Raw genomic sequence first — 26,443 nt, forward strand, 5'->3', positions numbered from 1 at the left:
CTCCCTTGGATCATCTAGGCCACGCCGGCGAGTTCGATCTCCTGCGCGCGGTGGCAGCTGGCCCATCGTCCCGGGGCCACTTCGGTCAGTTCGGGGCGCTCCACCCGGCAGCGGTCCTGCGCATAGGGGCACCGCGGATGGAAGGCGCAGCCAGGTGGCGGCTTGGCAGGATCGGCGACGTCGCCGCTCGCCTTCATCTGCCGGCCGCGGCGCATCGGGTCGGGCGCGGGCACCGCGGCCAGCAGCGTCTCGGTGTAGGGATGCCGGGGCGTGCGATACAGCGCGTCGGTCGGCGCCACCTCGACGATGCGCCCGACATACATCACGGCGACGCGGTCGCTGACGTGGCGCACCACGCTCAGGTCGTGCGCGACGAACAGCATCGACAGCTTCAACCGGTCCTGCAGGTCGAGCAGCAGGTTGATGATCTGCGCCTGCACCGAGACGTCCAGCGCGGAGACCGGCTCATCCGCCACCACCAGCCGCGGGTTCAGCGCCAACGCGCGGGCGATGCCGATGCGCTGGCGCTGCCCGCCCGAGAACGCATGCGGGAAGCGGGTGCGCGCCACCGCCGGCATCTGCACCAGGTCCAGCAATTCGAGCACCCGCGCATGGCGCTCGGCCGCCGGAACGCCGTTGACCCTGAGCGGCTCAGCGATGATGTCGCCCACCATCATCCGCGGGTTCAGCGACGAATAGGGGTCCTGGAAGATCATCTGCAGGTGCCGCCGCAGCGGCCGGAGGGCGCGCTTCGGCAGGGTGGCGAGATCGACCGTCTCGCCCTGCCCCGGATCGAAGCGGATGCTGCCCGAGGTCGGCGCGAGCGCCCTCAGGATGCATCGCGAGACGGTCGTCTTGCCGCAGCCGCTCTCGCCCACCAGCGCGAGCGTCTCCCCCTGCGCGATGTGGAAGGAGACACCGTCCACGGCCCGGACGCGCCCGACCTCCCGCCGCAGCAGACCGGCATGGATCGGGTAGTGCTTCTTGAGATCGCTGACCTCGAGGACGTTCATGGCTGGGCCTCGAGGAAGCAGGACGCGCCGGCCTCGCCGGGCCGCAGCGGCGCCGGCGACGCGGCGTCGCAACGCCCCGGCATGAAATCGCTGCAGCGCGGATGGAACGCGCAACCGGATGGCCGCGCCCCGGGGTGCGGCACCGCTCCCCCAATGGTCGCGAGGCGCTGGCGCGGCGTGGCCAGGATCGATGGCACCGCCCGCAGCAGTGCCCGCGTATACGGATGCCGTGACGTGGTGAAGAGATCCGCGACCGGCGCGTACTCGACGACCCGGCCGAGATACATCACCGCCACCTCGTCGCACATCTCCGCGATCACCCCCATGTCGTGGGTGATGAGCATCAATGCGATGTTCTTCTCCCGCTGAAGCCGTCGCAGCAGGTCGAGCACCTGCGCCTGCGTGGTGACGTCGAGCGCGGTGGTGGGCTCGTCTGCGATGACGATGTCCGGATCGCCCGCCAGCGCCATGGCGATTCCGACACGCTGGCGCAACCCGCCGCTGAGCTGGAAGGGATAGGCGTCGATGCGCAGTTCCGGGCGGGGAATCCCAACCTCGCGCAGCAGTTCGATGGCCCGGTCGCGCGCCGCGGCCTTCGACAGGTCATTATGGGCGCGCACGGCCTCGATGATCTGGTTGCCGACCGTGTAGTGCACCGACAGCGCCGTCATCGGTTCCTGGAAAATCAGGCCGATGCGGCCCCCGCGGATGCCGCGCATCCGGCGCGACTCCGGGTCCATCGCGATCAGGTCCGCTTCCTCGGCCGTCCCGGGATCGAGCAGGGCCTGACCGCCGACGATCCGCCCCGGCCGGTCGACGATGCGCAGGATCGACCGTGCGGTGACTGATTTCCCGCAGCCGGATTCCCCCACGATGCCCAGCGTGCGCCCGGCATGGAGATCGAAGGAGACGCCTTCCAGGGCACGCACCGTGCCCTGTTCCATCTCGAAATGGACCGCGAGGTCGCGGACCGCGAGGGATGTACGTTCAACCATAGGGATCCGCCGCGTCACGCAGTCCGTCGCCGAGGAAGTTGAAGGCCAGGATCACCAGGATCACCGGCACTGCCGCCGAGAGCAGCCAGGGTGCATTGGCCAGAACCTGAATGTTCTGCGCGTCCTGCAACAGGATGCCCCAGGAGATCGCCGGCGGCCGCAGCCCGAGGCCCAGGAAGGACAGCGCCGTCTCGCTCACGATCATCGCCGGCAGCGCCAGGCTGACGGCCGCGATGATGTGCGAGGCGAAGGAGGGCAGCATGTGGCGGAAGATGATCCGCCCCTGGCTGGCGCCGGCCAGTTCCGCGGCGACGACGAAATCCTCCTCCCGCAGCGACAGGAACCGTCCGCGCACCACGCGCGCGAGGTCGGTCCAGCCGATCAGCGAGATGATCACCGTGATCGCGAAGTAGACCTGCGTGGTGCTCCAGGTGTTGGGCAGCGCGGCCGCCAGGCCCATCCACAGGGGAATGGTGGGGATCGAGCGCAGGACCTCGATCACCCGCTGGATCAGCGTATCCACCCAGCCGCCGTAGAGGCCCGAGACGCCGCCGAGGATGATGCCGAGCAGCAGGCTCAGGGCGACGCCGGCCAGGCCGATCGAAAGCGACACGCGCGTCGCGACGATCATGCGGGAATAGAGGTCGCGGCCGAGCTGATCCGTCCCGAGGAGGAAGATGCCGTCCGTGCGCTGCCCGCCCTCGATTCCGATCAGGTGGATGTCCGTCTCGAACAGGCCGAGGAGATTGTAGGTGTAGCCGCGGGTGAACAGCCGCACGGGCAGTTTGCGGTTCGGGTCGGGCGTATAGGTGAGCTGGAAGGTCTGCCGGTCCCGCACGCCTCGCAGACCATAGACATGCGGGTTGAACCCATCCTCGTCAAACAGGTGGATGGTCTGCGGCGGTATGAAGGACCGCCGCGCATCCGTCGCATGCGGATCGTTGATCGCGAGAAAGTCCGCGAAGGCGGCAACCAGATAGAACAGCGCGATGATGACGAGACTGACCACCGCCAGCCGATGCCGCCGGAAGCGCCACCAGGTAAGGCGAAGCTGCGTCGCCTCCGCCCAGCGGTCCTGTGCCGCTGTCGCGCTCATGCCCGTCCCTCCAGCCGGATACGGGGGTCGATCCACATCAGCAGGAGGTCCGAGATCAGCGTCCCGATCACGGTCATGACGCCGAGCAACAGCACGATGGCGCCGGCCAGGAACATGTCCTGCGCCACCAGCGCCTGCAGCAGCAAGGGCCCGACGGTCGGCAGCCCCAGCACCAGCGACACCACGATGCTGCCCGACACCAGGTAGGGGAACAGATAGGCGATGGAGCTCGCGAATGGGTTGAGCGCTGCGCGCACCGGATACTTCAGGATCACGCGCCGTTCCGAGATGCCCTTCGCCCGCGCCGTCACGACGTAGGGTCGGCGCAGTTCATCGAGCAGGTTGGCGCGCATGATGCGGATGAGCTGCGCGGTTCCCGCCAGGGCCAGAACCGCCGCAGGCAGCGGCAGGTGCTTCATCAGGTCCCACACACGCGCCCAGGTCCAGGGCGCCTGCACGTATTCCGGCGAGAACAATCCGCCGACGCTGAGACCGAGGTAGCGGAAGCCGAGATACATCAGGATCAGCGCCAGCAGGAAGTTCGGCACCGCCAGCCCGATGAAGCCCAGTGTCGTGAAGATGTAGTCCCCGATCGAGTATTGCCGCACCGCGGAATAGATGCCGATCGGCAGGGCGATCGCCCAGGTGAGGAACAGCGCCGCCAACGACACGACCATGGTCAGCCACAACCGGTCGCCGATCACCTCGTTGACCGGCCGCCGCCACACCATCGACACACCGAAGTCGCCCTGCAGCACGCGCCCCATCCAGCGCGCGTACTGCACGATCACCGGTTGATCGAGGCCGTATTCGATGCGCATCGCCGCTGCCTGCTCGGCCGAGACGGAACTCCCGCTCGCGGTCAGGTTGGCGATGTAGGCATCGACGAAGTCGCCGGGCGGCAGCCGGATGATCAGGAAGGTCAGGGCCGAGATGAAGATGCATGTGACGACCGCAAGGCCGAGGCGCTGCAGCAGATAACTCAGCATGAACGTCGCCGTTCCGCGCGCGCGCAGACCATGGCCTAGCTTCCTCCGTCCGTCCCGGTCGATGCCGACGGTTCGGAGAAACTAAACAACAGGCCCGACTGTCGGACAAGGCACGTGACAGGACTTAACTGCCGGAAGCGAAGCTGCCTCTTGCGCATCTGACGTTGTCGCGTGCAATCACCGCCGGAAGAGGGGAGCCTGTCATGCTGCACTGGACCGAACGGAGGCTCACGCACGGCGTGGCCGTTGCGCCCGATGAGCGCCTGCCCTGGCCGCAGACCTTCGCGATGGGACTGCAGCACGTGGTCGCGATGTTCGGCGCCACCGTGCTCGCACCGCGCCTGATGGGCTTCGACGCGAATATCGCCATCCTGATGAGCGGTGTCGGCACGCTGCTCTTCTTCGTCATCACGCGCGGCAAGGTGCCGAGCTACCTCGGATCTTCCTTCGCCTTCATCGCCGTGGTGCTGGCTGCGACCGGCTTCTCGGGCGGCGGAGCGAATCCGAATCTCGGCGTGGCGCTCGGCGGCATCATCGCCTGCGGTGCGCTCTATGCGGTGATCGGGCTGGTGGTCATGGCCGCCGGCACCGGCTGGATCGAACGCCTGATGCCGCCCGCCGTGACGGGGGCGGTGGTCGCGGTGATCGGCCTGAACCTCGCGGCCATTCCCGTGAAGAACATGGCGCCGACCGCGTTCGACGCCTGGATGCAGGCCATGACCTTCGTGGTGCTGGCGCTGGTCGCGGTGAAGACGCGCGGCATGGTCCAGCGGCTGTTGATCCTGGTCGGGCTCATCCTGGCGACCCTGGTCTATGCGCTGCTGACGAACGGGCTCGGCTTCGGCACGCCGGTCGATCTGACGCCTGTGGCCACGGCGCCGTGGTTCGGGATGCCTGGCTTCGCGGCGCCCGCCTTCTCGGCCCAGGCCGTCCTGCTGATCGCCCCCGTCGCGATCGTGCTGGTGGCGGAGAACCTCGGGCACCTCAAGGCGGTCGCGGCGATGACCGGGCGGGACATGGACCCGCATATGGGGCGCGCCTTCGTCGGCGACGGCGTCGCGACGATGATCGCTGGCGCCTCGGGCGGCACGGGCGTGACGACCTATGCCGAGAATATCGGCGTGATGGCCGCCACCCGCGTCTATTCGACGGCGGTCTTCGTCGTGGCGGCCCTGGTGGCGGTGGTCCTGGGCTTCTCCCCGAAGTTCGGGGCGCTGATCCAGGCGATCCCGCTCGCCGTCATGGGCGGGGTGTCGATCGTGGTGTTCGGGCTGATCACCATCGCCGGTGCGCGAATCTGGGTCGACAACAAGGTCGACTTCGCCGACCCCGCAAACCTGATGACGGTGGCGATCGCGCTGGTTCTGGGCACCGGCGACTTCACGCTGCGCTTCGGCGGTTTCGCCCTGGGCGGAATCGGGACCGCGACCTTCGGCGCCATCCTGCTGCACCTGATGCTCCGCGGGCGGGCAAGGCCCCGCTAGAGAGCCCCCTCGCCCGCGCCGTCAGGGCGCCAGGATCATCACCTTGGTTTGGCTCGGCACGGTGCGCGCGCCGACCATGTTCGTGCTGTTCTGCATCGACATCGAGGTCAGCCGCGTCGCCGGCGACCCCGCCACCAGCACGGTGAAGGCACCGAGGAGATGGCGCGAGGGACCCATCACCGTGCCCGATGCGACGCCCGTCGCCACCCCGGCATTGTCGCCATTGGTCATGGGCGTGACGGTGGCCATGGTGTGCATCGGCCCGACGCCGATGATGGTGGTGAACTGGCTCGGCACCGCCGTCGATCCCTCGGCGATGTTGGGATAGGGGATCGGCAGCGGCGCCGGCACCGCGGGCGTGAGGCAGACATCCGGGAAGGCCATGTCCATCCCGCCCATCTGGCAATTGGCGAACATCGCGCTGTCCTCAGCCCAGGTGGATCTGGTCGGCGCGCAGCTTGACCAGCGCGGTGCCCTGCAGCGTCACGGCGTCCCCGCGCAGGTGCAGGTGGCCGCTGGCGCGCTGGTCGATGTCGCGCGCGCGCACCTGCTCGCTGTCCTCGACGATGCGGAGCGATCGACGGAAGCGGCCGACGATGCGCTGGGCGATGGTCTCGATCGCCTCGGCCAGCAGCGCGACGCGCCCGAGGCTGGCGGCGGTCCGGCCGGCCGTGACATCGAGCGAGCGCGTCGTGACCTCCGTCGCCCCCGCACGCAGGTCCAGCGTGCCGGCATCGAGCGTGAGCCGCCCGTCCGGGGCGGCAATGGTCGCGCCGCCGGGCATGGCAAGGCGCATCGGGGCATCGCCGCGCCGCGCCAGCACCGCGAGGATGTAGGCCTCGCCCTCCGCATCGCCGACCAACACCAGGTCGTCCGGAGCAGGGTCCACGAGGCAGGAGAAGGCCCGCAGCGCCGGCTCCTCGCGGCCGCGGCGCCAGATCGTGAAGGCCGCGCCGGCCTGCGCCACGACGCGCGCGCTTTCGGTGAGCGGCGCGAAGCCGGTCATGGCGTTCATCTCGGGGTCTCCGGTGCTGCGGTCATGTCATATGCCGGCGAAACGCTGCTGCCATTGCTCGGCCTCGAGCCGGTCCTGGTCTGGCGGCAGGGCATGACGACGATCGGGAATGCGTGCGCCGCGGTCGCGGACGGCGTGCAGATTGGCGCGGGCGAGACGCGCGCCCGTCAGGTCGGCGTCGGTCAGGTCGGCATGACTGAGATCGGCATAGGTCATGTCGCAGTCGGCGAACCGCGCCCGCGGCGCCGTCATGCGAACGCACACCGCCTGTGCCAGCCCTGCGCCGGTGGCATCGGCCTCGGTCAGGTCCGCGCCCTGCAGGATGGCATTGGCGAGGTCGGCGCCGCGGAGCACGGCCTTGGCCAGCACGGCATCCAGCAGTACGGCGCGTACCATCCGCGCGCCCTCGAATACGGCGCCGGCCGCCTTGACCTTCGCGAGGCCACCCTGCGTCAGATCCGCGCCCGAGAGGTCGCAGCCGGTCATGTCGCACTCGTTGAAGTGACACACCGGCGCGACGAGGCCGCGCAGGTTCCGGCCCGCGAAGACCACCTTGACGAAGTTCGTGCGCAGGAACCGCACCCCGTCGAGCAGCGCCGTCGTGAGGTCCGCCTCGACCAGTGCCAGCTCCTCGCAATCCGTGCCAGTCAGGTCGATGCCATCGGTGCGGCATTGCACGACATTGGCCCGCGCCAACGACGCGCCGGCGAAGATGGCGCGCGTCAGCCTGCATTTCACGATGTTGGCGTCGGCCAGTCGGGCATTCGCGAAGGAGGCGCCGCGCAGCCCGCTGCCGGTGACATTCCAGCCGGTGCAATCCGCGCCCGAGAGATCGGCCCGCGACATGGCGCAATCATGGAAGCTCGCCTTCGCCAGGGTGGCGCCGGCAAGCTTGGCACCGTCCAGGCGCACGCCGTGCAGCATCGCCTCGCGCAGATCGGCCCCGCTGAGATCGCAGCCGGCCAACCCGGCGCCGTCGAAGATGGCGCCCGACAGGTCGGCACCGGACAGGTCGACGCCTGACAAGGCCCGATCGGCGCCGATGACCTCGCCGTCGCGCACCAGCGCCTCGATCTCGGCACGGCTCATGTCGGCTCCCGGCGCGGATGGATACGCGTCCGCGTGCGCTGGACGCGGTCGATGCGCGTCGCTTCATCGGCATGGATGCGCGCGATGTCGGCCTCGTACAGGCTGGTGTCGCTGAGGTTCGCGGCGCGGACGTCGGCGCGCGCCAGGCTCGCCTGCGCCAGGTCGGCTCGGGTCACCTGCGCGCCGTGCAGATCTGCCGCGGTGAAACGCGCCCCGCGCGCGCGGACCAGGTCGAAGGAAGCGCCGTGCAGGCTGCAATCCGACAGGTCGGCAGCATCCAGCGTCGCGCCGTCGAACACTGCGCCGTCGAGCGTGGTACCGCGGAAGTTCGCGCCACCGCACTGCGCCCGCGCGAAGGACGCGCCGCGCAGCACGCAGTCCTGCACGAACATCGCCTGGCCGAGCCGCGCACCATCGAAGCTGACGCCGTCGCCGGCAACGCCGATGAAGGCCGCGCCGGTCAGTGCCGCACCGCTGAAATCGGCGCCGTCGAGCCCCGCGCGGATGAACACGGCGCCGTCGAGTTGCGCGCCGGCGGCACGCAGTCCCGCCAGCGATCCCTCGTTCACAAACAGGCCTGGCAGGTGCGCCCCACCGATATCGGCGCCTTCGAAAAGCGCGTCGGTCAGGCCGGCGCCTTCCAGTTCCGCGTCGCGCAGCGTGGCGCGGCGCAGATCCGCGTTGCGCAGTACCGCATCACGCAGGTTGGCGCGCGAGAGGTCCGCGCCCTCGAAGCGCGCGCGACCGAGATTGGCCCCTTCCAGCGAAGCCTCCACCAGCTTCGCGCCATCGAGCCGCGCATGCGCGAGCACAGCCTGGTCGAGCACGGCCCCCGTGAGGTCCGCGCCGCCAAGATCCGCGCCGTCCAGCCATGCTTCCGTCAGGTCGAAGCCGGCCAAGTCCATGCCCGTCAGGTCGGCGCCGCACAGATCGAGCCGCGCGCCGTTGCGGGTACCGTCCTGCAGCCGTGCGCGCAGCGCGGCGTTGGCCGTCGCGTCCAGGCGTGGCGCCGGACCTTGCATATCGGCGCCGGTCAGGTAGCTCCGCCGGGCGATGCCCTCGCGGTCTGCGGCCAGTTGCGCGAATTGCGGGTCGTCACGCAGGCGGCGTTCCTGCTCGGTCGGCAGACCCTGCGCCTCCAATCCGGCGATCCGCGCATCAAGCCGCGCGCGCGGGTCCTCCATGTCCAGGCGCGGCGGGCCGGAGGGCCGCGCCGCAAAATCCGGCGGCGTGCCGCCCGCGGCAGCGAAGCGGGCCGCGGCGGCCTGCCTTTCGCGCGCGAGAACCGCCTCGGCTTCGATGCGGCGCTCCTCCGCCTCCTTCGTCCTGGCAGCGATGGCGGCCGGAATATCCTCCAGCGCCGGAGGCGGATCGCGCGGCGGCGGCTGCCCCAGGCCATGGGAGTCAGGGTCGATGCCGCGCTCGATCAGCCGCGCGCGGTGGCGTTCATGCTCGCGATCTGCGCGGGCGCGGGCGCGGCGCTGCGCCACCCCCTCCTCGGCGAGCCGGCGGCGCATCTCCTGGAGCACCGGGTCGGGGCGCAGGAACGCCGCAGGCACCAGCGCAGCTTCATCCAGTGCGGCGATCATGCCCTTCTCGGGGTCGCGCCGCGCGGCGTAGACCGCCTCGAAGGCCGCCACGCTGCGCGGCTCGCCAAGCCGGTCGGCGCCCATCAGCAGGGCGGTGATGTCGCGCCCATCCTCCTCCGCGATGGGGACGCTGCCGTGATGCACCATCACCAGGCGCTTCCAGGCAGGAAAGAACCACACGGTCGTCAGGTGCAGCGGCACGTCCTCGAAGGCAGTGGCGCCGCGGCGCTGCACCAGGATGCGCGGCAGCAGCCCCGGCAGGCGGCCGGTGATCTCCGGTTCCTCCGGATGCATGTGGGTGATGGCGTAATCCTCGTCGCCCGCCAGGTATCCCGCGAAGCGCTGGTCGGGCTGCGCGGCCATGGCGATGCGGTGGTCGACGTCGCGCGCGAAGCCGGGGAAATCCTCCTCGAGCCAGCGCTGGTCGTGCGTGCCGGCAAGGCGCGTCCGCTGGGGCCAGGCGATGTCCATGGCCCCCAGGTTCACCGGATGCGGCGCGCCGCGCGCCGCGCTGCCGGCGGGCAGCACGATATTGGGCAGCGCGACGCGGAAGCCGATGCCGGGCAACGGCACCTCGGCGATGCCGCGCCCGAGCGGATTCTCGGCGCAGGACGGCCCGCCATAGGCCCGCTCCCAGCCCAGCGGCATCTCGGTGAAGGGCGCAGGCTCGGTCGGCAGCCCGTCCTCGATGTGGTGGTCGCCCACCACGCCCACGCGCTTCGTCACGGCGCCGAGGCGCACGCTGACGGTGAGCGCGCGGACGGGCCGCCCCTGCGGGGCGAAGGCGCTGCCGGTCACCAGGAACTCGGCGGCAGGCTTCGGCAGCGCCATGTCGATCGGCTGCGCGGCGGGCAGGACCTCTGGCAGGAACTTCCACATGGCGACCTCGCCGAGCAGCCCCGCCTCCTCGCCCATCGGGCAGAAGCTGAGCGCGGCGACGCCGAGCGAGTGGCGCCGGCGGAACTCCGACGGCCGCGTCATGAGGCCGAGCGCGAGGGGCTTCTCGACCCTCATGCGGCGCCGTCCCGGGCGGGGCGCCGCGCGCAATCCTGGCCTGGCGCGGGCACGATCATCGCAACCCGCCGAGGCGGCGCGACGATGCCGGCCGGCTTCGCGGATCGACCGGCGCTGCTCATCGGTAGATGGTGAGCCCATTGGCGTTCATCGCCAATCCCGCCTGACCGAGCGCCACCCCCATGTTCGCGATGCAGGTGCCGACGTTCCGCGCCACGGTCGCCGCGGTGTCGAGCACCATGGCCTTGGTCGTGGCCTCGAACTCGCCGATGTTGTTGGTCCAGGCGTTCACGTTGACGCTGCGGAAGGTCATGTTGAACGATGCAAGGTAGACGTTGGTGGTCAGCGCGGCCTGGTAGTTGGTCGTGACATAAAGGCTGCCTGCACCCGTCCCCATCTGCCAGTCGTACTTCTTGACCCATCGGTTGTGGTGATCGGCGTTGATGTTGACGGTCGGCGCCGTGATGTTGACGGTGTCGGTCGCGGTCAGGTTGATGTCGGGGCCGGACGTCACGCTGACATTCTGGCCGACGTTGAGCGTGACGTTCCCGCTCACGGTCTCGGTCACGTTGCCGGTGACCGTGCGTTTCTCGCTGCCGCCGATGGTGTCGGTCGCATTGCCCGTGATGGCGACGCTGCGGTTGCCGCCGATGGTCATCGTCTCGTCGTTCTTGATGGCGGCCGAGCGGTTGCCCGCGCCCCCGCCGATGCCCACGGTGCGGGTCTCGTTGTTCTCCACCTCCACCACGTAGTCGCGCTCGGCATGGAGCAGCACCTGCTCGGCGCCGATCGCGTCGTCGAAACGCAGTTCATTGTAGTTCGCGGCGGTGCCGCCTGGCGTCGATCGGGTGCGGATGCCGGATTGCGTGGCGTTGGCCGGCAGCGCGTAGGGGACGGACAGGTCCGTGTCATAGACGCGGCCGGTGATGACGGGACGGTCGGGATCGCCGTTGAGGAAATCGACGATCACCTCCTGCCCGACGCGCGGCACATGGATCTGCCCCCAACCGGCGCCGGCCCAGCCCTGCGAGACGCGGATCCAGACCGCGGTGTTGGCGGCCGGCGGGCCCGGGGGGCCGCGGTCCCAGAGGAACTGCACCTGGACCCGGCCGTATTCGTCGGTGTTGATCTCCTGCCCCGCCGCGCCGACCACCAGGGCCGTCTGCGGGCCCGCCACCTTCGGCTTGGGCGTTCCGCGATCGGGGCGGAAGGGTACGCCGTGTGGCACGCTGTCGAAGTCGTTGGCGCAGAAGGGGGGCGGCGGCGGGCTGCCATCAGGCTGGTGCAGCGCCCATTCCTCCTCCGTCCAGCACGAGTAGTCGCGCGCGCGATGGCGGATGCCGATCACCAGGTAGTCGGCGGCGCCGGTCTCGCCATCGGGTTGGATCTTCACCTTGGTGCCCGGGTCGAGGCCCGCCGCCCGGCTCGCGCCTTGCCAGCGTTCCCAATGCGATTCCTCGATCTCGATGAGCCGCGTGGCCATCAGGTCCGCGTGGTGCTGGCCGACCTGCCCCTCGGCCGAACCATCCGCATGGCTGCGCAGCCGCGCCATGTAGTTGCCGGGAAAGCGATAGCGTTCGAGCCGCGTGAACTGGCTCACCACCGACGCATCGGCACTCGCGATGCCGGCGAAGGACTCGGTCTTGTCCCAGGCCCGCTGCGGTCGCGTGAGATTGTGGTCGCGCACGGTCCAGGTGCCGGTGCGGAAGCTGTAGGCCTCGGCGAAGCGGTCGGTCACGCCGTCGCCCACGACCAGCGTGTCGAAGGCCGGATGCGGGATGCGCACATTGTTGTTGTTGTCGGTGAAGCACAGCGTATGGCCGGTGTCGGTGTGCTCGTGCCAGTAGAAGACGCCGGCGTGCTCGAGCAGCCGGGAGACGAAGTCGAGCGCGGTCTCGTCGTACTGCACGCAGTATTCGAGCGTGCCGTACGCCTCCGGCACGACGATGCGATCGGCATAGGGAATGCCGTGCTCGTCGAGGATGGTCGCGACGATCTGCGGGATGGTCTGGTCGTGGAAGATCCGGAAGTCGGAGGTCTGTGACAGGAACCACAGCCGCGGCACCACCTCGGCCTCCCACTCGAGGATCGCTCCGTCCCGGCCGACGCGACCGATGCGCGCGATACGCCGGAAATGGCCGTTGAGTGGGCGCCGGCGCAGCCGGTCCGGCGCGTCCGTCTCGGGGTGGCCGAAGAACAGCGTTACCTCTGTGCCGATCAGGGCCTTCACCGCGGCGACCGGCGCTTCGGTCGCGAAGCGGATGCGATAGACGAACGGCGCCGAAAGCCTGTCCTCGCCGTCGAGTTCGGTGAGGACCACCGGCCATCCGGCCAGCGTCGTGTGCATCGCGAGAAGGCAGTTCGACTGGTCGTAGTTCGGCACCGTGTCGTGTCCTCGGCTTGTTGCGTCGGCAGGTCCGTCAGGCGGCTGGGGGCCGTCCCGCCGATGCATCGCGGGAAGCGGTCGGCCAGCCGGCCGCCGCACCGGATGCGGCCGTGGGTTCGCCCCCGGGACCAAGCGACCTCAGGCGCAAGATGGAGGCGCCGATCACCGCTGCCTCCGCAGGGAGGATCCGGCTGGTGATCCGGTTCGCGAGGTCGTCCATCAGCCGCTGTCTCCCTGACGTGACGAATCCGGCACGTTCCGCAGGCTGGCGCGATCGTGCCGGAAACTCAACGGTGCAGGATAGCTGACCGATCAGCCCGCGGTCGCGATCCGGCACACAAGACAGGGAGCGGTCTGACTGTCAGGCGCGCACGGCGCCGGGCCGGGCACGACGTTGCGGCCGGGGTGGTCCGTCGCTGCACGCTGAGGACGCCGCTGCGAGCTGAGCCGGGAGGGGCGAGGCGGCCAACCGGTCGAGCACCTTGCACGACCGAATGGCGCCAATTCCTGGTTGTCGCGATCTTCTGGCCGTCCGGCCACCACGCGCCGACTGGCGTCCCCTACGGGATGGGCGGAGACCTAGGGATTTCCTAAGGTTTTGGCACCGTCTAGGAGGCAGTTTGTATCACGCTTGCGGATCACCGCCGGACCGCGCCATTCGAGGCCCGCTGCCCAACGAGACCTGTTTCGTTCCCCACTGAGCCCATGTGTGGATGCGATTGATGACGCCGGCATTTCTAATGAGCAGTGCCGGGACGAAAAATGCATCCGCGGTGCCGAGGCGCGTGGCTCGGATGACGCGAGCAAGCACCCTTTCGGCCCAGAGGAACACACGAACGTCTCGGGCATGCCTGCGCTCGTTGAACTCCGCACTTTTTGCGTAATCGAAGAAGAGGAAAGCGCGGCTACCACTTATGCGCTCTCCCCACCTGAGTTGGGCCGGTCGGTGCACACGTGCCGACCAGCTTCGTCCCAGAAAGTCGGCGACGGTGCCCTGCTGTTCATCGACAAAGAACAGCCCGCTTGACGTCGCCCCGTGCCATCGCGCCGCCAGTGCATACGCAACCAGTGATACGACGTAGGCCAGAGACAAGACGAACCATGCAATACACCCCGCACCGGCCACGAAAGCCGCCACTGCGGCGCCGACCGACAACGAATGCGCGTTGCCGAAAAGTCCAATCAGCAGCAGACCCGCAGTGAAGCCCGAGAGGGCGGCGCTTAGCGCGAGCAGAATGACCGCGAGGACTAACCTCTTGCGTCCTAGGTAGAGCGGCACGGGCTCCGCGCCCGAGGCTGAGCCTACGGATGGGGCTGGGGACGCGGGAACCGGCATGGTCGCAGCATGGCTAGGCTGAGCGCGCCCCTCAAGCGCCGACCGCCGTTCCGGCAAGGACCCGCAGAGGGACCCGGGCGTGACGAACGTGCGAAACACTGCTTCGCCGCACTGGCGCCGGTGGCTCGGCGTAGAGCACCGCTGCCTCGTGCCCTTCACGTCGTTCTCAGAGCCCGAGCCCCAGCCGGACGGGAAGAAGCCGCCAGCGCGGTTCGCGCTGGCCGAGGATCGACCGCTCGCGTTCTTCGCCGGGATCTGGGTGCCTCAATGGACGTCCGTGCGGAAGGTGAAGGAGGGCGAGGTCGCGGCAGACCTGTTCGCCTTCCTGACGTGCGAGCCCAACGCCGAGGTCCGCGCGATACACCCGAAGGCGATGCCGGTGATCCTTACCGAGGAGGGCGAGCGCGAGGCCTGGCTCGCAGCGCCGTGGGCCGTGGCGAAGGATGTGCAGCGGCCGCTGGCGGATGGATCGCTGGCGATTGTGGCGAGGGGGGAGAAGAGGGACGAAGGGTGAGGGCTGGTGGCGACTGGTCCCCGTTCCGGAAGTAGAGGCCGGGGGGGCTGCTCCTCGGAGTTCTATCCAGCCGTTCCAAGCCCGCTACAGAGATCGCTGAAGCGCCTCGCCGCGGCTGCCTTTAGAGCAGGACCGCGGCGTTATCGATGCAGTCGTCGTGGTAATGCGTTCCCAGGGCGGGGCTGCGCAAGGGGTCGTGGCTCGCCCTTAGGCCCAGCCGTAAAGAGCCGCTGCCCTAGCGCGGACATGCAACAGGAGTAGCAATCGCGGCTCGTCAGGAGTGCCGTTGCGGCGCGCCACCGAGCACTCGATGTGCCGATCGATCAACCATCGCGAGATGGTCGCGGACTGGAAGCGGCTCACATAGCCTACCTTCCTTCCCATCACCTCGACCCGCACCGCGGAAGAATCATACGTGTTCCAGGGTTCAGCATGCAGTTGAACTCTGGCACCTGGTTGAACTCCAGCTAGCGCATCGGGTTGGTACCGAGCGCCGGCCACTTCGAGGATCAGATCTTGCTGCTGGACCCGTGAGTCCAATGGATCGACGAATGCAAACCCGTCGCTGGGCAATTGCGCGCCAGTCACTCCAAGCAATGTGAGCGGAGACAGCCGCGTACCGGGTTCTATGTAGAACCGCTCGATAAATCGATCGAAGTCAACGCGGCTCGGTGGCGGCAACCTGCGAAGGAAGGTCTCAAGCACGCCTCTGTCGTAGATCGCGCTGTGGCCGGGTATCCATTTGAACGCTGGATAGCCCAGAAATCCGGCACGAAGCAGGTCATCGAAGGAGCGGCCTTCATTGGCCGCCCCGAACTCCTCCCGGGCAAGATAGCGAAAAGTCACGCCACCACCATCTCGGCGGAGTTCTCCGACGGCCCAGCGGAGTCGATCCTTCACGTGCGGCGGCGCACGCCAAGTCAGGATAAGGCGCTGCGGCTCGACAAGGACATGGACCCGCATCTCACCCTCCTAAGGATTCTCTCAGTCCGTCCCGCCGAGCCTTGATCTGCTTGAGGACGAACTCGGCCCTCAAGGCAGAAAAGGGGATTGGGAATCCCTCGCACCGGCAGGAGGCAATCACCTCCTCAAGCGCCGAATCTGCCAACCCTGCAATTCTAGTGAAGGTTGCTCGCACTTCGCCATATGTCTCGAGAAACTTCCTGCAGAGTGGCACGAAGCGTGATTCGTCATCGTCGTACGTCCAGCCGTAGTGATGTCGTCCCCTCGCGATAAATCTGTCGAATGCCTCGCCAGCGACGAACCTGTGCAAATCCTCTTCGCGGATCCTCGCTCCGAGAGCACTGCCGTTGTCGAACACCGGCCCCAAGAAATGCTGCGCTCCTCCCTCGGGATCCCTGCGAATGAAGAATCCCCAGTTCACGGAGTGCCGATCCTGATTTCCCATAAGCGTGTCGAACGCCACCGTCTGCGCCCACCAATATCGATAGTGCACGCATCCATAGAGCCGAGACAGGCGAAGGTTTTGCGTGAGGCTGCCACGCTTTTCGGCGACGGTTGTTCGGCTCGCCTGGAACAGTTCGACTGCATTCACGAAACGCAGATCGGCCCGATCACCGTGCCCATAGAAGAACTCCATCACGACACCGGGGCGCCTCGTAAAGCGATCGAAGGCAAGAAACGCGGGCGGCACGTCTATCCCCAGCACACGCGCCAGCCGATACGCGATAACCTCGCACCAAATCTGCTGTGCGTCCGATCCCCGCGGATCCTTGAAGAGATAGCGGTGGCCGCCGATCAGATAGGGCGCTGACGCTGAGAGCGGACACAGAAGAACTTTCTTCGGCTTCTGTCCCGGTAGCGAAGGGTACTCCTCATCAAGATCCCAGGACGTGATGTCCAGGCACTCACCGGGCGATTGGTCGAATGGCGCGTGCTGATGCATCCCGCAGGTGGGGCCTCCGCTCCTAGATCTGGGGTATCAATCTCACATACGCCCTCGAGTCCTGCATCGGACGCGTTGCGTCGACGAGGCCAGAGAGTAGAGACACCACCGCGTGCGCCTCGTGGGCCCCATCAGACAGCGCAATCGATTCATCTAGATTTTTCAGAGACATGATATGCGCGACTGGCGTCCCCTACGGGATTCGAACCCGTGTCGCCGCCGTGAAAGGGCGGTGTCCTAGGCCTCTAGACGAAGGGGACCGGCCGTGGGCGTCGGGTTAATGCGCCCTCGCCGCACGGTCAATAGGGTCAGGCCGGCGCGGCGTCCACGACCTGCAGCGCCGCCGTGGTCTCACCGTTCCATTGCTCGGCGCGCAGGTGGCCGCACAGGTGCAGCGGGACCCGCTCGGCCGCCAGCAGCGTCTGGGCCAGCGGGCCGTCCTTGGCCCGGAAGCAGATGGTCTTGAGCCGTCCGCCACCCTCGCCTTCCACGATGGCGCGCACGGTACCGCCATCCTTGCCGACGCGGTCCGCCTTGACGACACGCGCACGCTGGATGGCGAAGATCGGTTCCTCGTTGCCCGGTCCGAAGGGCGCGAGACGCGCCACTTCCCGCGCCAGGTCCGACTGGGCGGCGACGACATTCAGCGTGCCTTCGATCAGCAGGTCCGCCGCTGCCGGCAACAGCGCGGCGTGCTTCAGGCGGTCCTCCAGGAAGGCATGCACGTCCTCCGCGCGCCCAGCCCGGAAGGAGAATCCGGCGGCCATGGCATGCCCGCCGCCGGTCTCCAGCAGGCCGGACTGCCGCGCAGCGATCACGGCCGCGCCAAGGTCCACGCCCGGAACCGACCGCCCCGACCCCTTCGCCAGCCCCTCGGCCATCCCGGCCACGCAGGCCGGCCGGTTGAACCGTTCCTTCATGCGGCCGGCGACGATGCCCACCACGCCCGGGTGCCAGCCCTCGCCGACCAGCAGCAGCACGGCGCGGCCTTCCTCGGCCTGGCGTTCGGCCATGGCGTGGGCGGCGGCGAGCACCTCGCCCTCCACCTCCTGCCGGCGCCGATTCACCGCGTCGAGCTTCTCGGCGATCGCGCGCGCCTCGACCGCATCCTCGCAGAGCAGCAGGCGAAGCCCGAGGTCAGGCTCCCCGATACGCCCCGAGGCGTTGATCCGCGGCCCCAGCAGGAAGCCCAGCGTGTGTGCGGAAGGCGCATCCCGCGCACCCGTCACGTCGAGCAGCGCGGCGATCCCCGCCCTGCCCCGTCGCGCCATCACCTTCAGCCCCTGGGCGACGAGCGCCCGGTTGAAGCCGGTCAACGGCATGACGTCGCAAACGGTCGCGAGCGCCACCAGGTCCAACAAGGCGAGCAGATCGGGCTCGCTGCGCCGCGAGAACCACCCCGCCTTGCGCAGCACCCGCACCGTCGCCGCCGCCGCAAGGAAGGCAACGGCCGCCGCGCAGACGTGATGCAGCCCGGACCCGCAATCGAGCCGGTTCGGATTCACCGCCGCGATGATGCGCGGGATCGGCCCTTCCGCCTTGTGGTGGTCCAGCACCACGACATCGGCGCGGCCGTCGGCGACGGCCAGCGCCTCGGCCGCCGCGATGCCGCAATCGACGCAGACGATCAGCGTCGCGCCGCGCTCGCAGAGCGCATCGATCGCCGCCGCATTCGGCCCGTAGCCTTCCTTCAGCCGGTCGGGGACATAGGGGCTCACCTCACAGCCGAGGTCGCGCAGGAAGCGCGACATCAGCGCGCCGGAACAGGCGCCGTCGACGTCGTAGTCGCCGAAGACCGCGACGTGCTCGCCCGACCGCACGGCCGCCGCGAGCCGGTCGGCCGCCGCGTCCATGTCCATCAGCGCGGAGGGATCGGGCATCAACGCCCGCAACGTGGGTTCGAGGTAGTCGCCCGCATGTTCAGGCCCGATGCCGCGCGCGGCGAGCAGCCGCCCCACCATCTCCGGCAGGCCGAGCCGCTGCGCGATACCGAGCCCCGTGCGCGGGTCTGCCGGCCGCCAGATCCAGCGGCGACCGGTGACGCTGCGCTCCACGCCCAGGACGGGCGGTTGCGGGGCGACCCCGTCCATCAGGCGACGAAGGCTGACGGCTTACGGGCGAAGTTGTGATGTCCCTCGACGTAGCGGACCGTGCCCGACTTCGACCGCATCACGATCGAATGGGTGTAGGCGCCGCCCGCGAAGCGGCGGACGCCGCGCAGCATGGCACCCGAGGTCACGCCCGTCGCGGCGAACATCACGTCGCCCTTCGCCATCTCCTCCACCGAATAGATGCGGTTCGGGTCGGCGATGCCCATCGTGGCGGCACGCGCCACCTGGTCCTCGTTCTCGAACATCAGCCGGCCCTGCATCTGGCCCCCGATGCAGCGCAGCGCGGCAGCCGCGAGCACGCCTTCCGGCGCACCGCCCGAACCCATGTAGATGTCGATCCCAGCCTCCCGCTGGCTGACGTTGATGACGCCCGCCACGTCGCCGTCGCCGATCAGCGTGATGCGCGCGCCGGCGGCGCGGCAGGCCTTGATCAGGTCCTTGTGGCGATCACGGTCGAGCGTGCAGACCATCAGGTCGCTGATCTCGCACTTCTTCGCGCGGGCCAGCTCGCGCAGGTTCTGCTCCGGCGAGGCATCAAGATGCACGACGCCATCCGGGAGGCCGGGGCCGACCGCGAGCTTGTCCATGTAGATGTCGGGCGCATGCAGGAAGCCGCCCTTCTCGGCCAGCGCGACCGTCGCGATGGCGTTCGGCCCGCCCTTGGCGGTGATCGAGGTGCCCTCGAGCGGATCGACCGCGATGTCGACCTCCGGCCCGCCGCCGGTCTTGGCGTAGAGGCCGACCTTCTCGCCGATGTAGAGCATCGGCGCCTCGTCCATCTCGCCCTCGCCGATGACGACGGTGCCGGTGATGGCGACGGTGTCGAAGGCCTTGCGCATGGCTTCCACGGCCGCGCCGTCGGCCGCGTTCTTGTCGCCCCGGCCGATCCAACGAGAGGCCGCCAGCGCCGCTGCCTCCGTCACGCGCACCAGTTCGAGCGCCAGGTTACGATCGACGACCGCACCTGGTTCCGGGGCCGCAGCCGCCATGGACCTTCCTCCGAATCGACACATGCCGGGCAGGAAACCCTGCCCCTCGCATTGCCCATAGCCGGAATCGCGGCCCGCGTCAGCGGAGGGAGAGCAGCGGCGCCCCTGCCCGGCAGGCCTCGCCCTCCGGCGGCCCCGGGCTCCGGTCCACCCGGAAGACGGTGCAGCCCGGCCCCCGCACGAGTCCCTCGATCCTCGACCCATCGGCCGAAAGCGTGCCGTCCAGCCCGACCATGATGTAGTTGCGCGGCCGGCGCAGCCAGCGCACGGGGCGCAAGGCGATCGCGCCGGGGGTATCCCCCACCCGGCCCTGCATCTCGAAGCAGCCCGCTGGCACGCCGGGATTGTCCGGCGCAGCCTCGAAATGGAACAGCGCCGAGACGGTACCGTCCTTGCGCGGCTCGATCGTCAGCGCGACGGCGGTGTTGCCCTGCGAACAGACATAGGCACCGCGCCAGGTGCCGGCGAACTCGGTCTGCGCCGCGGCCGGTGCGGCCGCAAGGGCCAGCAGGAGCCCCAGCGCCGCGCGGCGATTCACAGGGCCTCGATGCGGATCAGCGCCGGCTTCTCGACCACCGCGTCGAGCGCGGCGATGCGGGCCAGCGCGGCACGGACCGAGGCTTCGCTCGTCTCATGCGTGGTCAGCACCACGGGCACGGCCTCGCCCGGCGACCGGCCACGCTGCAGCATGGATTCGAGGCTGATGGCGCTGTCCCGCAGCACGCCCGTCACATCGGCGATGACGCCGGGCCGGTCGACCACCATCAGGCGCAGGTAGTAGGCACCGGTATGCCGGTCCATCGGCAGGGAGGGCTCGGGCTTCAGCGCGCTGGTCGCCGCGCCCCAGACCGGGGTGAGGCGCCCGCGGGCGATGTCGATCAGGTCTGCCACCACAGCGGAGGCGGTCGGCCCCGCGCCGGCACCGCGGCCTTCCATCATCACGCGGCCGACGAAATCGCCTTCCGCCACCACGGCGTTGAACACGCCATCGACCCGCGCGATCGGCGCCGAGACCGGCACCATGCAGGGATGCACGCGCGTCGAGATGCCGCCCTCCTCGCGCTTGGCGATGCCGAGCAGCTTGATGCGGTATCCGAGTTCCTCGGCGAGCGCGATGTCGAGCGCGCTGACCTCGCGGATGCCCTCCACGTGCACCGCGCCGAAATCCACCGGCCGCCCGAAGGCGAGGGCGGCGAGGATCGCGAGCTTGTGCGCCGCGTCGATGCCGTCGATGTCGAAGGAGGGATCGGCCTCGGCATAGCCGAGCTTTTGCGCCTCGCTCAGCACCTCGGCGAATTCGCGCCGCTCGTTGCGCATCGTCGTGAGGATGTAGTTGCAGGTGCCGTTCAGGATGCCGGCGACGCGCTGGATGCGGTTCGCCGCGAGCCCTTCGCGCAGCGCCTTGATCGCGGGGATGCCGCCGGCGACCGAGGCCTCGAAGGCGAGCGCGACGCCCCTGGCCTCCGCGGCCTGGGCCAGCGCCGCGCCATGCACCGCAAGCAGTGCCTTGTTCGCGGTCACCACATGCTTCCCGGCAGCGATCGCCGCCTCGACCAGTGCCTTGGCCTTGCCGTCGGACCCGCCGATGCACTCGACCACCACTTCGACCTGCGGATCGGCAGCGAGCGCGACGGCGTCCTCGTACCAGCGCAGCCCCGCCACCGGCACGCCGCGGTCGCGCGAACGGTCGCGCGCTGAGACGGCCGTCACCGTGATGGGCCGCCCCGCGCGCGCCGCGATGATGTCGGCATTGGCGCGCAGCACGTTGACGACCCCGGCGCCGACCGTACCCAGGCCGGCGACCGCAATGGCAAGCGGACGGTTCATGCGCTGACTGCTTCCTGTTTCTCGTCCACCGGCGCGGCGTTGTCGCCCGCGAGGAACGACTTGATGCCCCGCAGCGCCTGGCGGATGCGGTGGTTGTTCTCGACGAGGGCGATGCGGACATGCTCGTCGCCATGCTCGCCGAAGCCGAGGCCCGGGGCGACCGCGACCCTCGCCTTCTCGAGCAGCAGCTTCGAGAAGCCGACCGAGCCGAGATGGCGGAAACGCTCCGGGATCGGCGCCCAGAGGAACATCGAGGCCTCCGGCGCCGGCACGTCCCAGCCCGCGGCCTTGAGACCCTTCACCAGCACCTCGCGGCGATCCTTGTAGAGGACGCGCATCTCCTCGATGCAGTCCTGCGGGCCGTTCAGCGCGGCGGTGGCGGCGACCTGGATCGGCGTGAAGGCGCCGTAGTCGAGGTAGGACTTCACCCGCGCGAGTGCCGCTATCAGCCGCGGGTTGCCCGCCGCGAAGCCCATGCGCCAGCCAGGCATGTTGTAGGTCTTGGACATCGAGGTGAACTCGACCGTGATGTCCTTCGCCCCCGGAACCTCGAGCACGGAAGGCGGCGGCACGTCGCCGTAATACAGCTCGGCATAGGCGAGGTCGGACAGGATGAAGAGGTTGTGCCGGCGGCACAGCGCCACGAGTTCGCGATAGAAGTCGATCGTCGCGACCAGCGCCGTCGGATTGGACGGGAAGTTCACGATCACCGCGGTCGGCGCAGGGACCGAATGCTTCACGGCGCGGTCGATCGCCGCCAGCATCGAATCGTCCGGCGTGTAGGGAATGGACCGCACCGAGGCGCCGGCGATGATGAAGCCGAACTGGTGGATCGGGTAGGACGGGTTCGGCACCAGGATGGTGTCGCCGGGGCTCGCGATCGCCTGGGCCAGGTTCGCCAGGCCTTCCTTAGACCCGAGTGTCGCGACGACCTCGGTCTCCGGGTCGAGCTTCACGCCGAAGCGCCGGGCATAGTAGCCGGCCAGTGCCTTGCGCAGCCCGGGAATGCCCTTCGACTGCGAATAGCGGTGGGTGCGCGGGTCCTGCACCGCCTCGATCAGCTTGGCGACGATGTGCGGCGGCGTCGGGCTGTCGGGATTGCCCATGCCGAGGTCCACGATGTCCTCCGCTGCCGCGCGTGCCTTCGCCTTCGCCGCGTTCACTTCGGCGAAGACATAGGGCGGCAGGCGGCGGATGCGGTGGAAGTCCTCGGTCATGGCGGCGTTCCGTGGTGGAAGGGCCGCGACCTATAGAACAAGCACGCCGCGCTGTGTATCGCGGCCTTCAGCGGCGGGACGGCGCCAGCAGCTCGGCGGGCGGCGGTGGGGGCGGGCCGCCGCCGGGCGCCAGCAGCTCCGCGGGCGGGGGCGGCGGCGGGGCGGTGTCCATCTCCGGCAGCGGCTGGGGCGTCGCGGCGGGCGACGGACGCGTGGGGCGCGGCGTGGCCGGTGCGTCCGACGGCGGCGCGGGCACGGGGCGCGCAGCCGGTTCCACAGGCGCCGCGGGCGCATCCAGCGGAATCCGGGGCGCGCGCGCCAATGGCGGCGGCCCCGGCGGCGTCATGGGCATGCTGCGGTCGCCCGCGGTGCCGGCCGGGCCCGGCGCGACCGGATTGGTGTCGGGATCGAACGGATTGCGGCTCCGCTGGCGCTCCTCCGCCAGCGCGGCGGTCAGTGCGTTGCGCACCTGCGGATCGGGAATCGACGGCCTCGGCGGAATCGTTCCGAGGTTCGGGAAGGCTGCGTCCGCGCCCGGTGGCGGCAGCCGCCCCTCATTGGCGGGGCCGAACATGTTGCGCACGAGGGGCCCGATCGCTTCGGGTCCCTGCCCGGCGGAACAGCCGCCCAGCAGCAACGCCAAGGCGGCCGCCGCGCGCCGCGCTTGATCGGCCCGATGCCGGACCCTACCGTGCCAAAGCAGGCCCCTGGTGCCTCTCCGACCGGTCATGCTGCCTTCCCTTCGCATCGGCGAAGCGGTAGCCCGAAACAGCCGGTCCGCGAAGCCGGGGGTTTGCCTGCCTCGCACCGGAACGCCAGATGGCCGATAAAGACAACCCCAATCCCGCCTCCTTCCGGCTGCCGGACCCTGCGCTGGTCAGCCGAACCATGTCGGACGTCGCGGAACGGGGGCACAGGATCGTCTCGGACTTCCTCAAGCGGCAAACGGACGGCACGCCGGACCCGGACCCGCTGAAGATCGGCTCCGCGTTCCTCGAGATGACGACGCGGCTGATGACGAACCCCGCGCGGCTCGTGCAGGCGCAGCTCGGATTCTGGCACGACTACCTCACGCTCTGGCAGAACACGGCGCGCCGGATGATGGGCGACGAACCGAAGCCCGTCATCGACGAGGATTCGAAGGATCGTCGCTTCAAGGACGAAGCCTGGCGCGACCACGAGATCTTCGACTTCATCCGCCAGACCTACCTTCTATCCGCCCGCTACTTCCGCCACGTCGTGGAAGGCGCCGAGGGGCTCGAGCCCAAGACGGCGCAGAAGGTCGATTTCTACACGCGCCAGTTCGTCGACGCGATGAGCCCGACGAATTTCCTGCTGACCAACCCCGAGGTGCTGCGCCGCACCGCGGAAACCGGCGGCGAGAACCTGCTGCGCGGCCTGTCGAACCTGCTGTCGGACCTCGAGCGCGGCCGCGGCCAGCTCAAGATCCGCATGACGGACGACACCAAGTTCAAGGTGGGCGAGAACATCGCCGTCACCCCCGGCAAGGTCGTCTACCAGAACGACCTGATGCAGCTGATCCAGTACACGCCCACCACGAAGGAGGTGCTGAAGCGTCCGCTGCTGATCATCCCGCCCTGGATCAACAAGTTCTACATCCTCGACCTGCGGCCGAAGAATTCCTTCATCCGCTGGGCGGTGGAACAGGGCCACACGGTCTTCGTCATCTCCTGGGTGAACCCGGACGCGAAGCTCGCCGAGAAGGGCTTCGACGACTACATGATGGAAGGCCCTTACGCCGCGCTCGACGCGATCGAGAAGGCGACCGGCGAGAAGGGTGCCAACGTCATCGGCTATTGCCTGGGCGGCACGCTGCTCGCGTCCACGCTCGCGCACATGGCGGTGAAGAAGGATACGCGCGTGAAGTCCGCGACCTTCTTCACGACGATGGTCGACTTCGAGGAAGCCGGCGAGCTCGGCGTCTTCATCGACGAGGAACAGCTCTCCGCGCTCGAGGAGAAGATGTCGAAGCGCGGCTTCCTCGAGGGCCAGGAGATGGCCACCACCTTCAACATGCTGCGCGCGAACGACCTGATCTGGTCCTTCGTCGTGAACAACTACCTGATGGGCCAGGAGCCCTTCCCGTTCGACCTGCTCTACTGGAACGACGATTCCACGCGGATGCCGGCGAGGATGCATTCCTTCTACCTGCGCCGCATGTACCAGCAGAACGACCTGGTGAAGCCGGGCGGGATCGAGCTCAACGGCGTCAAGCTCGACCTCAGGAAGATCAAGGTCCCGACCTACATCCTCTCGACGCGGGAGGACCACATCGCCCCTTGGCTTTCCACCTATCGCGCGACGCAGATCTACAAGGGGCCGGTGCGCTTCGTGCTCGCTGCCTCGGGCCACATCGCGGGCGTCGCCAACCCGCCGGACGCCGGCAAGTACAGCCACTGGATCAACACCGAGCTGCCCGCGGACCCCGAGGAGTGGTTCAGGGGCGCGACGGAACTCGCAGGCTCCTGGTGGCCGGACTGGCACCGCTGGGTGAGCGGACAGGACAAGGCCCTGGTACCCGCGCGCATCCCCGGGGAGGGCGGCCTGCCGGCCCTCGAGGATGCCCCCGGATCCTATGTGAAGGTGATGGGCACCGACTGAACCGGGCGCGACCCCGGCGGCGCGTCAGTTGATGCCGCTGCCGAGGCCGTCCGTGATCGCCCCGGGCGCGCCCGTCTGCCACCAATTGCCCGCGCCGACCCAGCCGCCGTCGAGGTCGAGCCGCCGCATCTCGCGCGCCAGCGCCGCGCTCGCCTGCTCGGCGGCGGGCAGCGGGCCGAGATCGCCGAGCCGCGCCAGCGTCTGCTGGCCCCCAGGCTCGAAGATCGCCGGTACCAGAAGTGATTCCGCGGCCGCCTGGTTCCCCGCGCGCAGCCGGGACGAGACGTTGCCCAGAGCGGTGATGACCTGCGGCTGCGGCGCCGACTGCGCGATGCCGAGCGCCGCCCGGTTCTCGTTCCGGGCGATGCGCAGCGCATAGGCGGTCGTCTGCGACAGCATCGGCCAGGCCCGCCGCTCCGTGACCTCGAAATCGAGCGCTTCGAGCCGCGCCAGGGCGAGCGCCGCCTGTGCCGGCTGCCCCTGCAGCGCCTGGCCCTGATTCGCGAAGGCGGCGGCCGTCGCCTCGATGGCCGCGCGCAGCGGCCCGCCCTGCCCGCTCGCCGTCGTCAGCACCGTCGGCGGCAGCGACTGGGGCGTGCGGAGTTCCTCACAGGCCGCGAGCAGCGGCAGGCCCAGCATGGCGCGACGGCCGGTCATCGAACCAACAGGCTCCGGGAATTCTGTCTTTGCATGCGCCACATCTCCTGGAGGGTCAGACTTGCCGCCCAGGCGGTGCGCGGCAAGGGGGGAAGGTTCGTCAGCCGGTCGAGGGTCTCCGTCCCGCCCGGCACGAAGACCGGCGGCGCCAGCGCCGAAGCGGCTGCGGCCTGGTCGTTCGCGGCGACGGCGTTGCGCACGCGCGTCAGGGCGTCGATCACCGCCTGCGGCGCGGCCTCGGCGGGAATGCCGAGCGCGCCGCGCCATTCCGGCCGCGCCTGCTCGAAGGCCATGGACGCCAGGGGCGACATCTCGATCCACCGGGCGCCATGGCGCAGCTCGACCGTGAGGTGCTCCGCCTCCGAGATGCCCTGCGCCGCTTCCGCCGTCCGCCCCTGCAGAGAGGCGGGCCGCGGGAAGACATAGGCGGCATGGATGATCGCCTGCCGGGTCGGGTCCGCGAAACCGAGGGCCGGGTCGACCGGCAAGGTGGTGTATGGCACCGGCCCACCGCTGCAGGCGCCGGCCAGGGCGAGCAGCGGCAGGACGAGCGTCCATCGCCTTGGCATCATGTCGCGTGGCATGGCCGCATCC

Annotated in this window: 23 protein-coding genes and 1 tRNA gene; 3 read left to right on the forward strand and 21 right to left on the reverse strand. The window is 69.2% G+C overall.

All coding sequences use genetic code 11. The features are described 5' to 3' along the window. Positions 1-14: 14 nt before the first annotated feature. From GWK16_RS21140 to GWK16_RS21155, 4 genes are read right to left on the reverse strand one after another with little or no spacing between them, the layout of a single operon-like run. Positions 15-1,013, reverse strand: a complete 999-nt coding sequence (locus GWK16_RS21140) for an ABC transporter ATP-binding protein (RefSeq protein WP_170055957.1) — start codon at positions 1,011-1,013, stop codon at positions 15-17. Then, the gene (locus GWK16_RS21145) at positions 1,010-2,008 is read right to left on the reverse strand and encodes an ABC transporter ATP-binding protein (protein ID WP_170055958.1); all 999 of its coding nucleotides are present in this window, start codon (positions 2,006-2,008) and stop codon (positions 1,010-1,012) included. The genes GWK16_RS21140 and GWK16_RS21145 overlap by 4 nt, the downstream gene beginning before the upstream one ends. Further along, entirely contained in the window at positions 2,001-3,104 is a 1,104-nt protein-coding gene (locus tag GWK16_RS21150) for an ABC transporter permease (protein WP_170055959.1), read from the reverse strand. The genes GWK16_RS21145 and GWK16_RS21150 overlap by 8 nt, the downstream gene beginning before the upstream one ends. Next, positions 3,101-4,093, reverse strand: a complete 993-nt coding sequence (locus tag GWK16_RS21155) for an ABC transporter permease (RefSeq protein WP_170055960.1) — start codon at positions 4,091-4,093, stop codon at positions 3,101-3,103. Before GWK16_RS21155 ends, GWK16_RS21150 begins: the two co-directional genes overlap by 4 nt. 203 nt (positions 4,094-4,296) lie before the next feature. Here GWK16_RS21155 and GWK16_RS21160 point away from each other — a divergent pair, with 203 nt between their 5' ends. After that, a complete protein-coding gene (locus GWK16_RS21160; protein WP_170055961.1) occupies positions 4,297-5,577 on the forward strand; it encodes a solute carrier family 23 protein in 1,281 nt (426 codons plus the stop codon). A 21-nt stretch (positions 5,578-5,598) separates the two neighbouring features. Here the strand turns inward: GWK16_RS21160 and GWK16_RS21165 are convergent, their stop codons facing one another. The 6 genes from GWK16_RS21165 to GWK16_RS21190 all read right to left on the reverse strand — a co-directional run bounded on the left by GWK16_RS21165 (position 5,599) and on the right by GWK16_RS21190 (position 13,949). Next, on the reverse strand, positions 5,599-5,994 hold the full coding sequence (locus GWK16_RS21165; RefSeq protein ID WP_170055962.1) for a DUF4150 domain-containing protein: 396 nt from the start codon (positions 5,992-5,994) through the stop codon (positions 5,599-5,601). A gap of 10 nt (positions 5,995-6,004) precedes the next feature. Further along, positions 6,005-6,592 carry a DUF3540 domain-containing protein gene (locus GWK16_RS21170; protein WP_170055963.1) on the reverse strand — a complete coding sequence of 196 codons (588 nt, stop codon included), beginning with the start codon at positions 6,590-6,592 and terminating at the stop codon, positions 6,005-6,007. A gap of 27 nt (positions 6,593-6,619) precedes the next feature. Continuing rightward, a complete protein-coding gene (locus GWK16_RS21175) occupies positions 6,620-7,654 on the reverse strand; it encodes a pentapeptide repeat-containing protein (protein WP_170055964.1) in 1,035 nt (344 codons plus the stop codon). A gap of 23 nt (positions 7,655-7,677) precedes the next feature. Further along, a complete protein-coding gene (locus tag GWK16_RS21180) occupies positions 7,678-10,284 on the reverse strand; it encodes a DUF2169 family type VI secretion system accessory protein (RefSeq protein WP_170055965.1) in 2,607 nt (868 codons plus the stop codon). A 118-nt stretch (positions 10,285-10,402) separates the two neighbouring features. Then, on the reverse strand, positions 10,403-12,667 hold the full coding sequence (locus GWK16_RS21185) for a type VI secretion system tip protein TssI/VgrG (RefSeq protein ID WP_170055966.1): 2,265 nt from the start codon (positions 12,665-12,667) through the stop codon (positions 10,403-10,405). A 628-nt stretch (positions 12,668-13,295) separates the two neighbouring features. Beyond that, positions 13,296-13,949 carry a hypothetical protein gene (locus GWK16_RS21190; protein WP_170055967.1) on the reverse strand — a complete coding sequence of 218 codons (654 nt, stop codon included), beginning with the start codon at positions 13,947-13,949 and terminating at the stop codon, positions 13,296-13,298. A 136-nt stretch (positions 13,950-14,085) separates the two neighbouring features. Between GWK16_RS21190 and GWK16_RS21195 the strand changes: the two genes are divergently transcribed. Continuing rightward, complete coding sequence (locus GWK16_RS21195) at positions 14,086-14,520, forward strand: SOS response-associated peptidase family protein (protein WP_170055968.1); 435 nt, start codon at positions 14,086-14,088, stop codon at positions 14,518-14,520. A gap of 207 nt (positions 14,521-14,727) precedes the next feature. Here GWK16_RS21195 and GWK16_RS21200 read toward each other — a convergent pair whose 3' ends face one another. The 9 genes from GWK16_RS21200 to GWK16_RS21240 form a co-directional block, all read right to left on the reverse strand. Beyond that, a complete protein-coding gene (locus GWK16_RS21200; RefSeq protein ID WP_170055969.1) occupies positions 14,728-15,483 on the reverse strand; it encodes an HIRAN domain-containing protein in 756 nt (251 codons plus the stop codon). A 1-nt stretch (position 15,484) separates the two neighbouring features. Then, complete coding sequence (locus GWK16_RS21205; protein ID WP_170055970.1) at positions 15,485-16,426, reverse strand: HipA domain-containing protein; 942 nt, start codon at positions 16,424-16,426, stop codon at positions 15,485-15,487. A gap of 184 nt (positions 16,427-16,610) precedes the next feature. Further along, positions 16,611-16,686: transfer RNA gene (locus tag GWK16_RS21210), tRNA-Glu, on the reverse strand. A gap of 48 nt (positions 16,687-16,734) precedes the next feature. Beyond that, entirely contained in the window at positions 16,735-18,516 is a 1,782-nt protein-coding gene (gene recJ, locus GWK16_RS21215; protein WP_170055971.1) for a single-stranded-DNA-specific exonuclease RecJ, read from the reverse strand. Further along, positions 18,516-19,526 carry a class II fructose-bisphosphatase gene (glpX, locus tag GWK16_RS21220; RefSeq protein ID WP_170055972.1) on the reverse strand — a complete coding sequence of 337 codons (1,011 nt, stop codon included), beginning with the start codon at positions 19,524-19,526 and terminating at the stop codon, positions 18,516-18,518. The genes recJ and glpX overlap by 1 nt, the downstream gene beginning before the upstream one ends. Before the next feature lie 79 nt (positions 19,527-19,605). After that, complete coding sequence (locus GWK16_RS21225) at positions 19,606-20,064, reverse strand: hypothetical protein (protein WP_170055973.1); 459 nt, start codon at positions 20,062-20,064, stop codon at positions 19,606-19,608. Next, on the reverse strand, positions 20,061-21,353 hold the full coding sequence (locus tag GWK16_RS21230; protein WP_170055974.1) for a homoserine dehydrogenase: 1,293 nt from the start codon (positions 21,351-21,353) through the stop codon (positions 20,061-20,063). The genes GWK16_RS21225 and GWK16_RS21230 overlap by 4 nt, the downstream gene beginning before the upstream one ends. Beyond that, entirely contained in the window at positions 21,350-22,570 is a 1,221-nt protein-coding gene (locus GWK16_RS21235; RefSeq protein ID WP_170055975.1) for an LL-diaminopimelate aminotransferase, read from the reverse strand. Before GWK16_RS21235 ends, GWK16_RS21230 begins: the two co-directional genes overlap by 4 nt. Before the next feature lie 67 nt (positions 22,571-22,637). After that, positions 22,638-23,213 (reverse strand): hypothetical protein, encoded by a 576-nt coding sequence (locus tag GWK16_RS21240; protein WP_170055976.1) that lies wholly within the window; start codon positions 23,211-23,213, stop codon positions 22,638-22,640. Positions 23,214-23,389: 176 nt separating this feature from the next. On the opposite strand from GWK16_RS21240, the gene GWK16_RS21245 reads away from it, so the two are divergent. Continuing rightward, the gene (locus GWK16_RS21245; RefSeq protein WP_170055977.1) at positions 23,390-25,192 is read left to right on the forward strand and encodes a PHA/PHB synthase family protein; all 1,803 of its coding nucleotides are present in this window, start codon (positions 23,390-23,392) and stop codon (positions 25,190-25,192) included. Positions 25,193-25,216: 24 nt separating this feature from the next. On the opposite strand, the gene GWK16_RS21250 is transcribed toward GWK16_RS21245, so the two are convergent. Both GWK16_RS21250 and GWK16_RS21255 read right to left on the reverse strand, forming a co-directional pair. Beyond that, positions 25,217-25,849 carry a hypothetical protein gene (locus GWK16_RS21250; RefSeq protein WP_170055978.1) on the reverse strand — a complete coding sequence of 211 codons (633 nt, stop codon included), beginning with the start codon at positions 25,847-25,849 and terminating at the stop codon, positions 25,217-25,219. Beyond that, on the reverse strand, positions 25,846-26,433 hold the full coding sequence (locus GWK16_RS21255) for a hypothetical protein (protein WP_170055979.1): 588 nt from the start codon (positions 26,431-26,433) through the stop codon (positions 25,846-25,848). Before GWK16_RS21255 ends, GWK16_RS21250 begins: the two co-directional genes overlap by 4 nt. Positions 26,434-26,443: the final 10 nt, after the last annotated feature.

The sequence above is a fragment of the Neoroseomonas marina genome (genome assembly GCF_012927745.1).
Taxonomy (GTDB): domain Bacteria; phylum Pseudomonadota; class Alphaproteobacteria; order Acetobacterales; family Acetobacteraceae; genus Neoroseomonas; species Neoroseomonas marina.

Excerpts from the sequence above, each read along its gene's own strand:
- GWK16_RS21140 (WP_170055957.1), bottom strand. The coding sequence starts at position 1,013 with ATGAACGTCCTCGAGGTCAGCGATCTCAAGAAGCACTACCCGATCCAT.
- GWK16_RS21145 (WP_170055958.1), bottom strand. The coding sequence starts at position 2,008 with ATGGTTGAACGTACATCCCTCGCGGTCCGCGACCTCGCGGTCCATTTC.
- GWK16_RS21150 (WP_170055959.1), bottom strand. The coding sequence starts at position 3,104 with ATGAGCGCGACAGCGGCACAGGACCGCTGGGCGGAGGCGACGCAGCTT.
- GWK16_RS21155 (WP_170055960.1), bottom strand. The coding sequence starts at position 4,093 with ATGCTGAGTTATCTGCTGCAGCGCCTCGGCCTTGCGGTCGTCACATGC.
- GWK16_RS21160 (WP_170055961.1), top strand. The coding sequence starts at position 4,297 with ATGCTGCACTGGACCGAACGGAGGCTCACGCACGGCGTGGCCGTTGCG.
- GWK16_RS21165 (WP_170055962.1), bottom strand. The coding sequence starts at position 5,994 with ATGTTCGCCAATTGCCAGATGGGCGGGATGGACATGGCCTTCCCGGAT.
- GWK16_RS21170 (WP_170055963.1), bottom strand. The coding sequence starts at position 6,592 with ATGAACGCCATGACCGGCTTCGCGCCGCTCACCGAAAGCGCGCGCGTC.
- GWK16_RS21180 (WP_170055965.1), bottom strand. The coding sequence starts at position 10,284 with ATGAGGGTCGAGAAGCCCCTCGCGCTCGGCCTCATGACGCGGCCGTCG.
- GWK16_RS21200 (WP_170055969.1), bottom strand. The coding sequence starts at position 15,483 with ATGCGGGTCCATGTCCTTGTCGAGCCGCAGCGCCTTATCCTGACTTGG.
- GWK16_RS21205 (WP_170055970.1), bottom strand. The coding sequence starts at position 16,426 with ATGCATCAGCACGCGCCATTCGACCAATCGCCCGGTGAGTGCCTGGAC.
- recJ (WP_170055971.1), bottom strand. The coding sequence starts at position 18,516 with ATGGACGGGGTCGCCCCGCAACCGCCCGTCCTGGGCGTGGAGCGCAGC.
- glpX (WP_170055972.1), bottom strand. The coding sequence starts at position 19,526 with ATGGCGGCTGCGGCCCCGGAACCAGGTGCGGTCGTCGATCGTAACCTG.
- GWK16_RS21230 (WP_170055974.1), bottom strand. The coding sequence starts at position 21,353 with ATGAACCGTCCGCTTGCCATTGCGGTCGCCGGCCTGGGTACGGTCGGC.
- GWK16_RS21235 (WP_170055975.1), bottom strand. The coding sequence starts at position 22,570 with ATGACCGAGGACTTCCACCGCATCCGCCGCCTGCCGCCCTATGTCTTC.
- GWK16_RS21245 (WP_170055977.1), top strand. The coding sequence starts at position 23,390 with ATGGCCGATAAAGACAACCCCAATCCCGCCTCCTTCCGGCTGCCGGAC.
- GWK16_RS21250 (WP_170055978.1), bottom strand. The coding sequence starts at position 25,849 with ATGACCGGCCGTCGCGCCATGCTGGGCCTGCCGCTGCTCGCGGCCTGT.
- GWK16_RS21255 (WP_170055979.1), bottom strand. The coding sequence starts at position 26,433 with ATGCCACGCGACATGATGCCAAGGCGATGGACGCTCGTCCTGCCGCTG.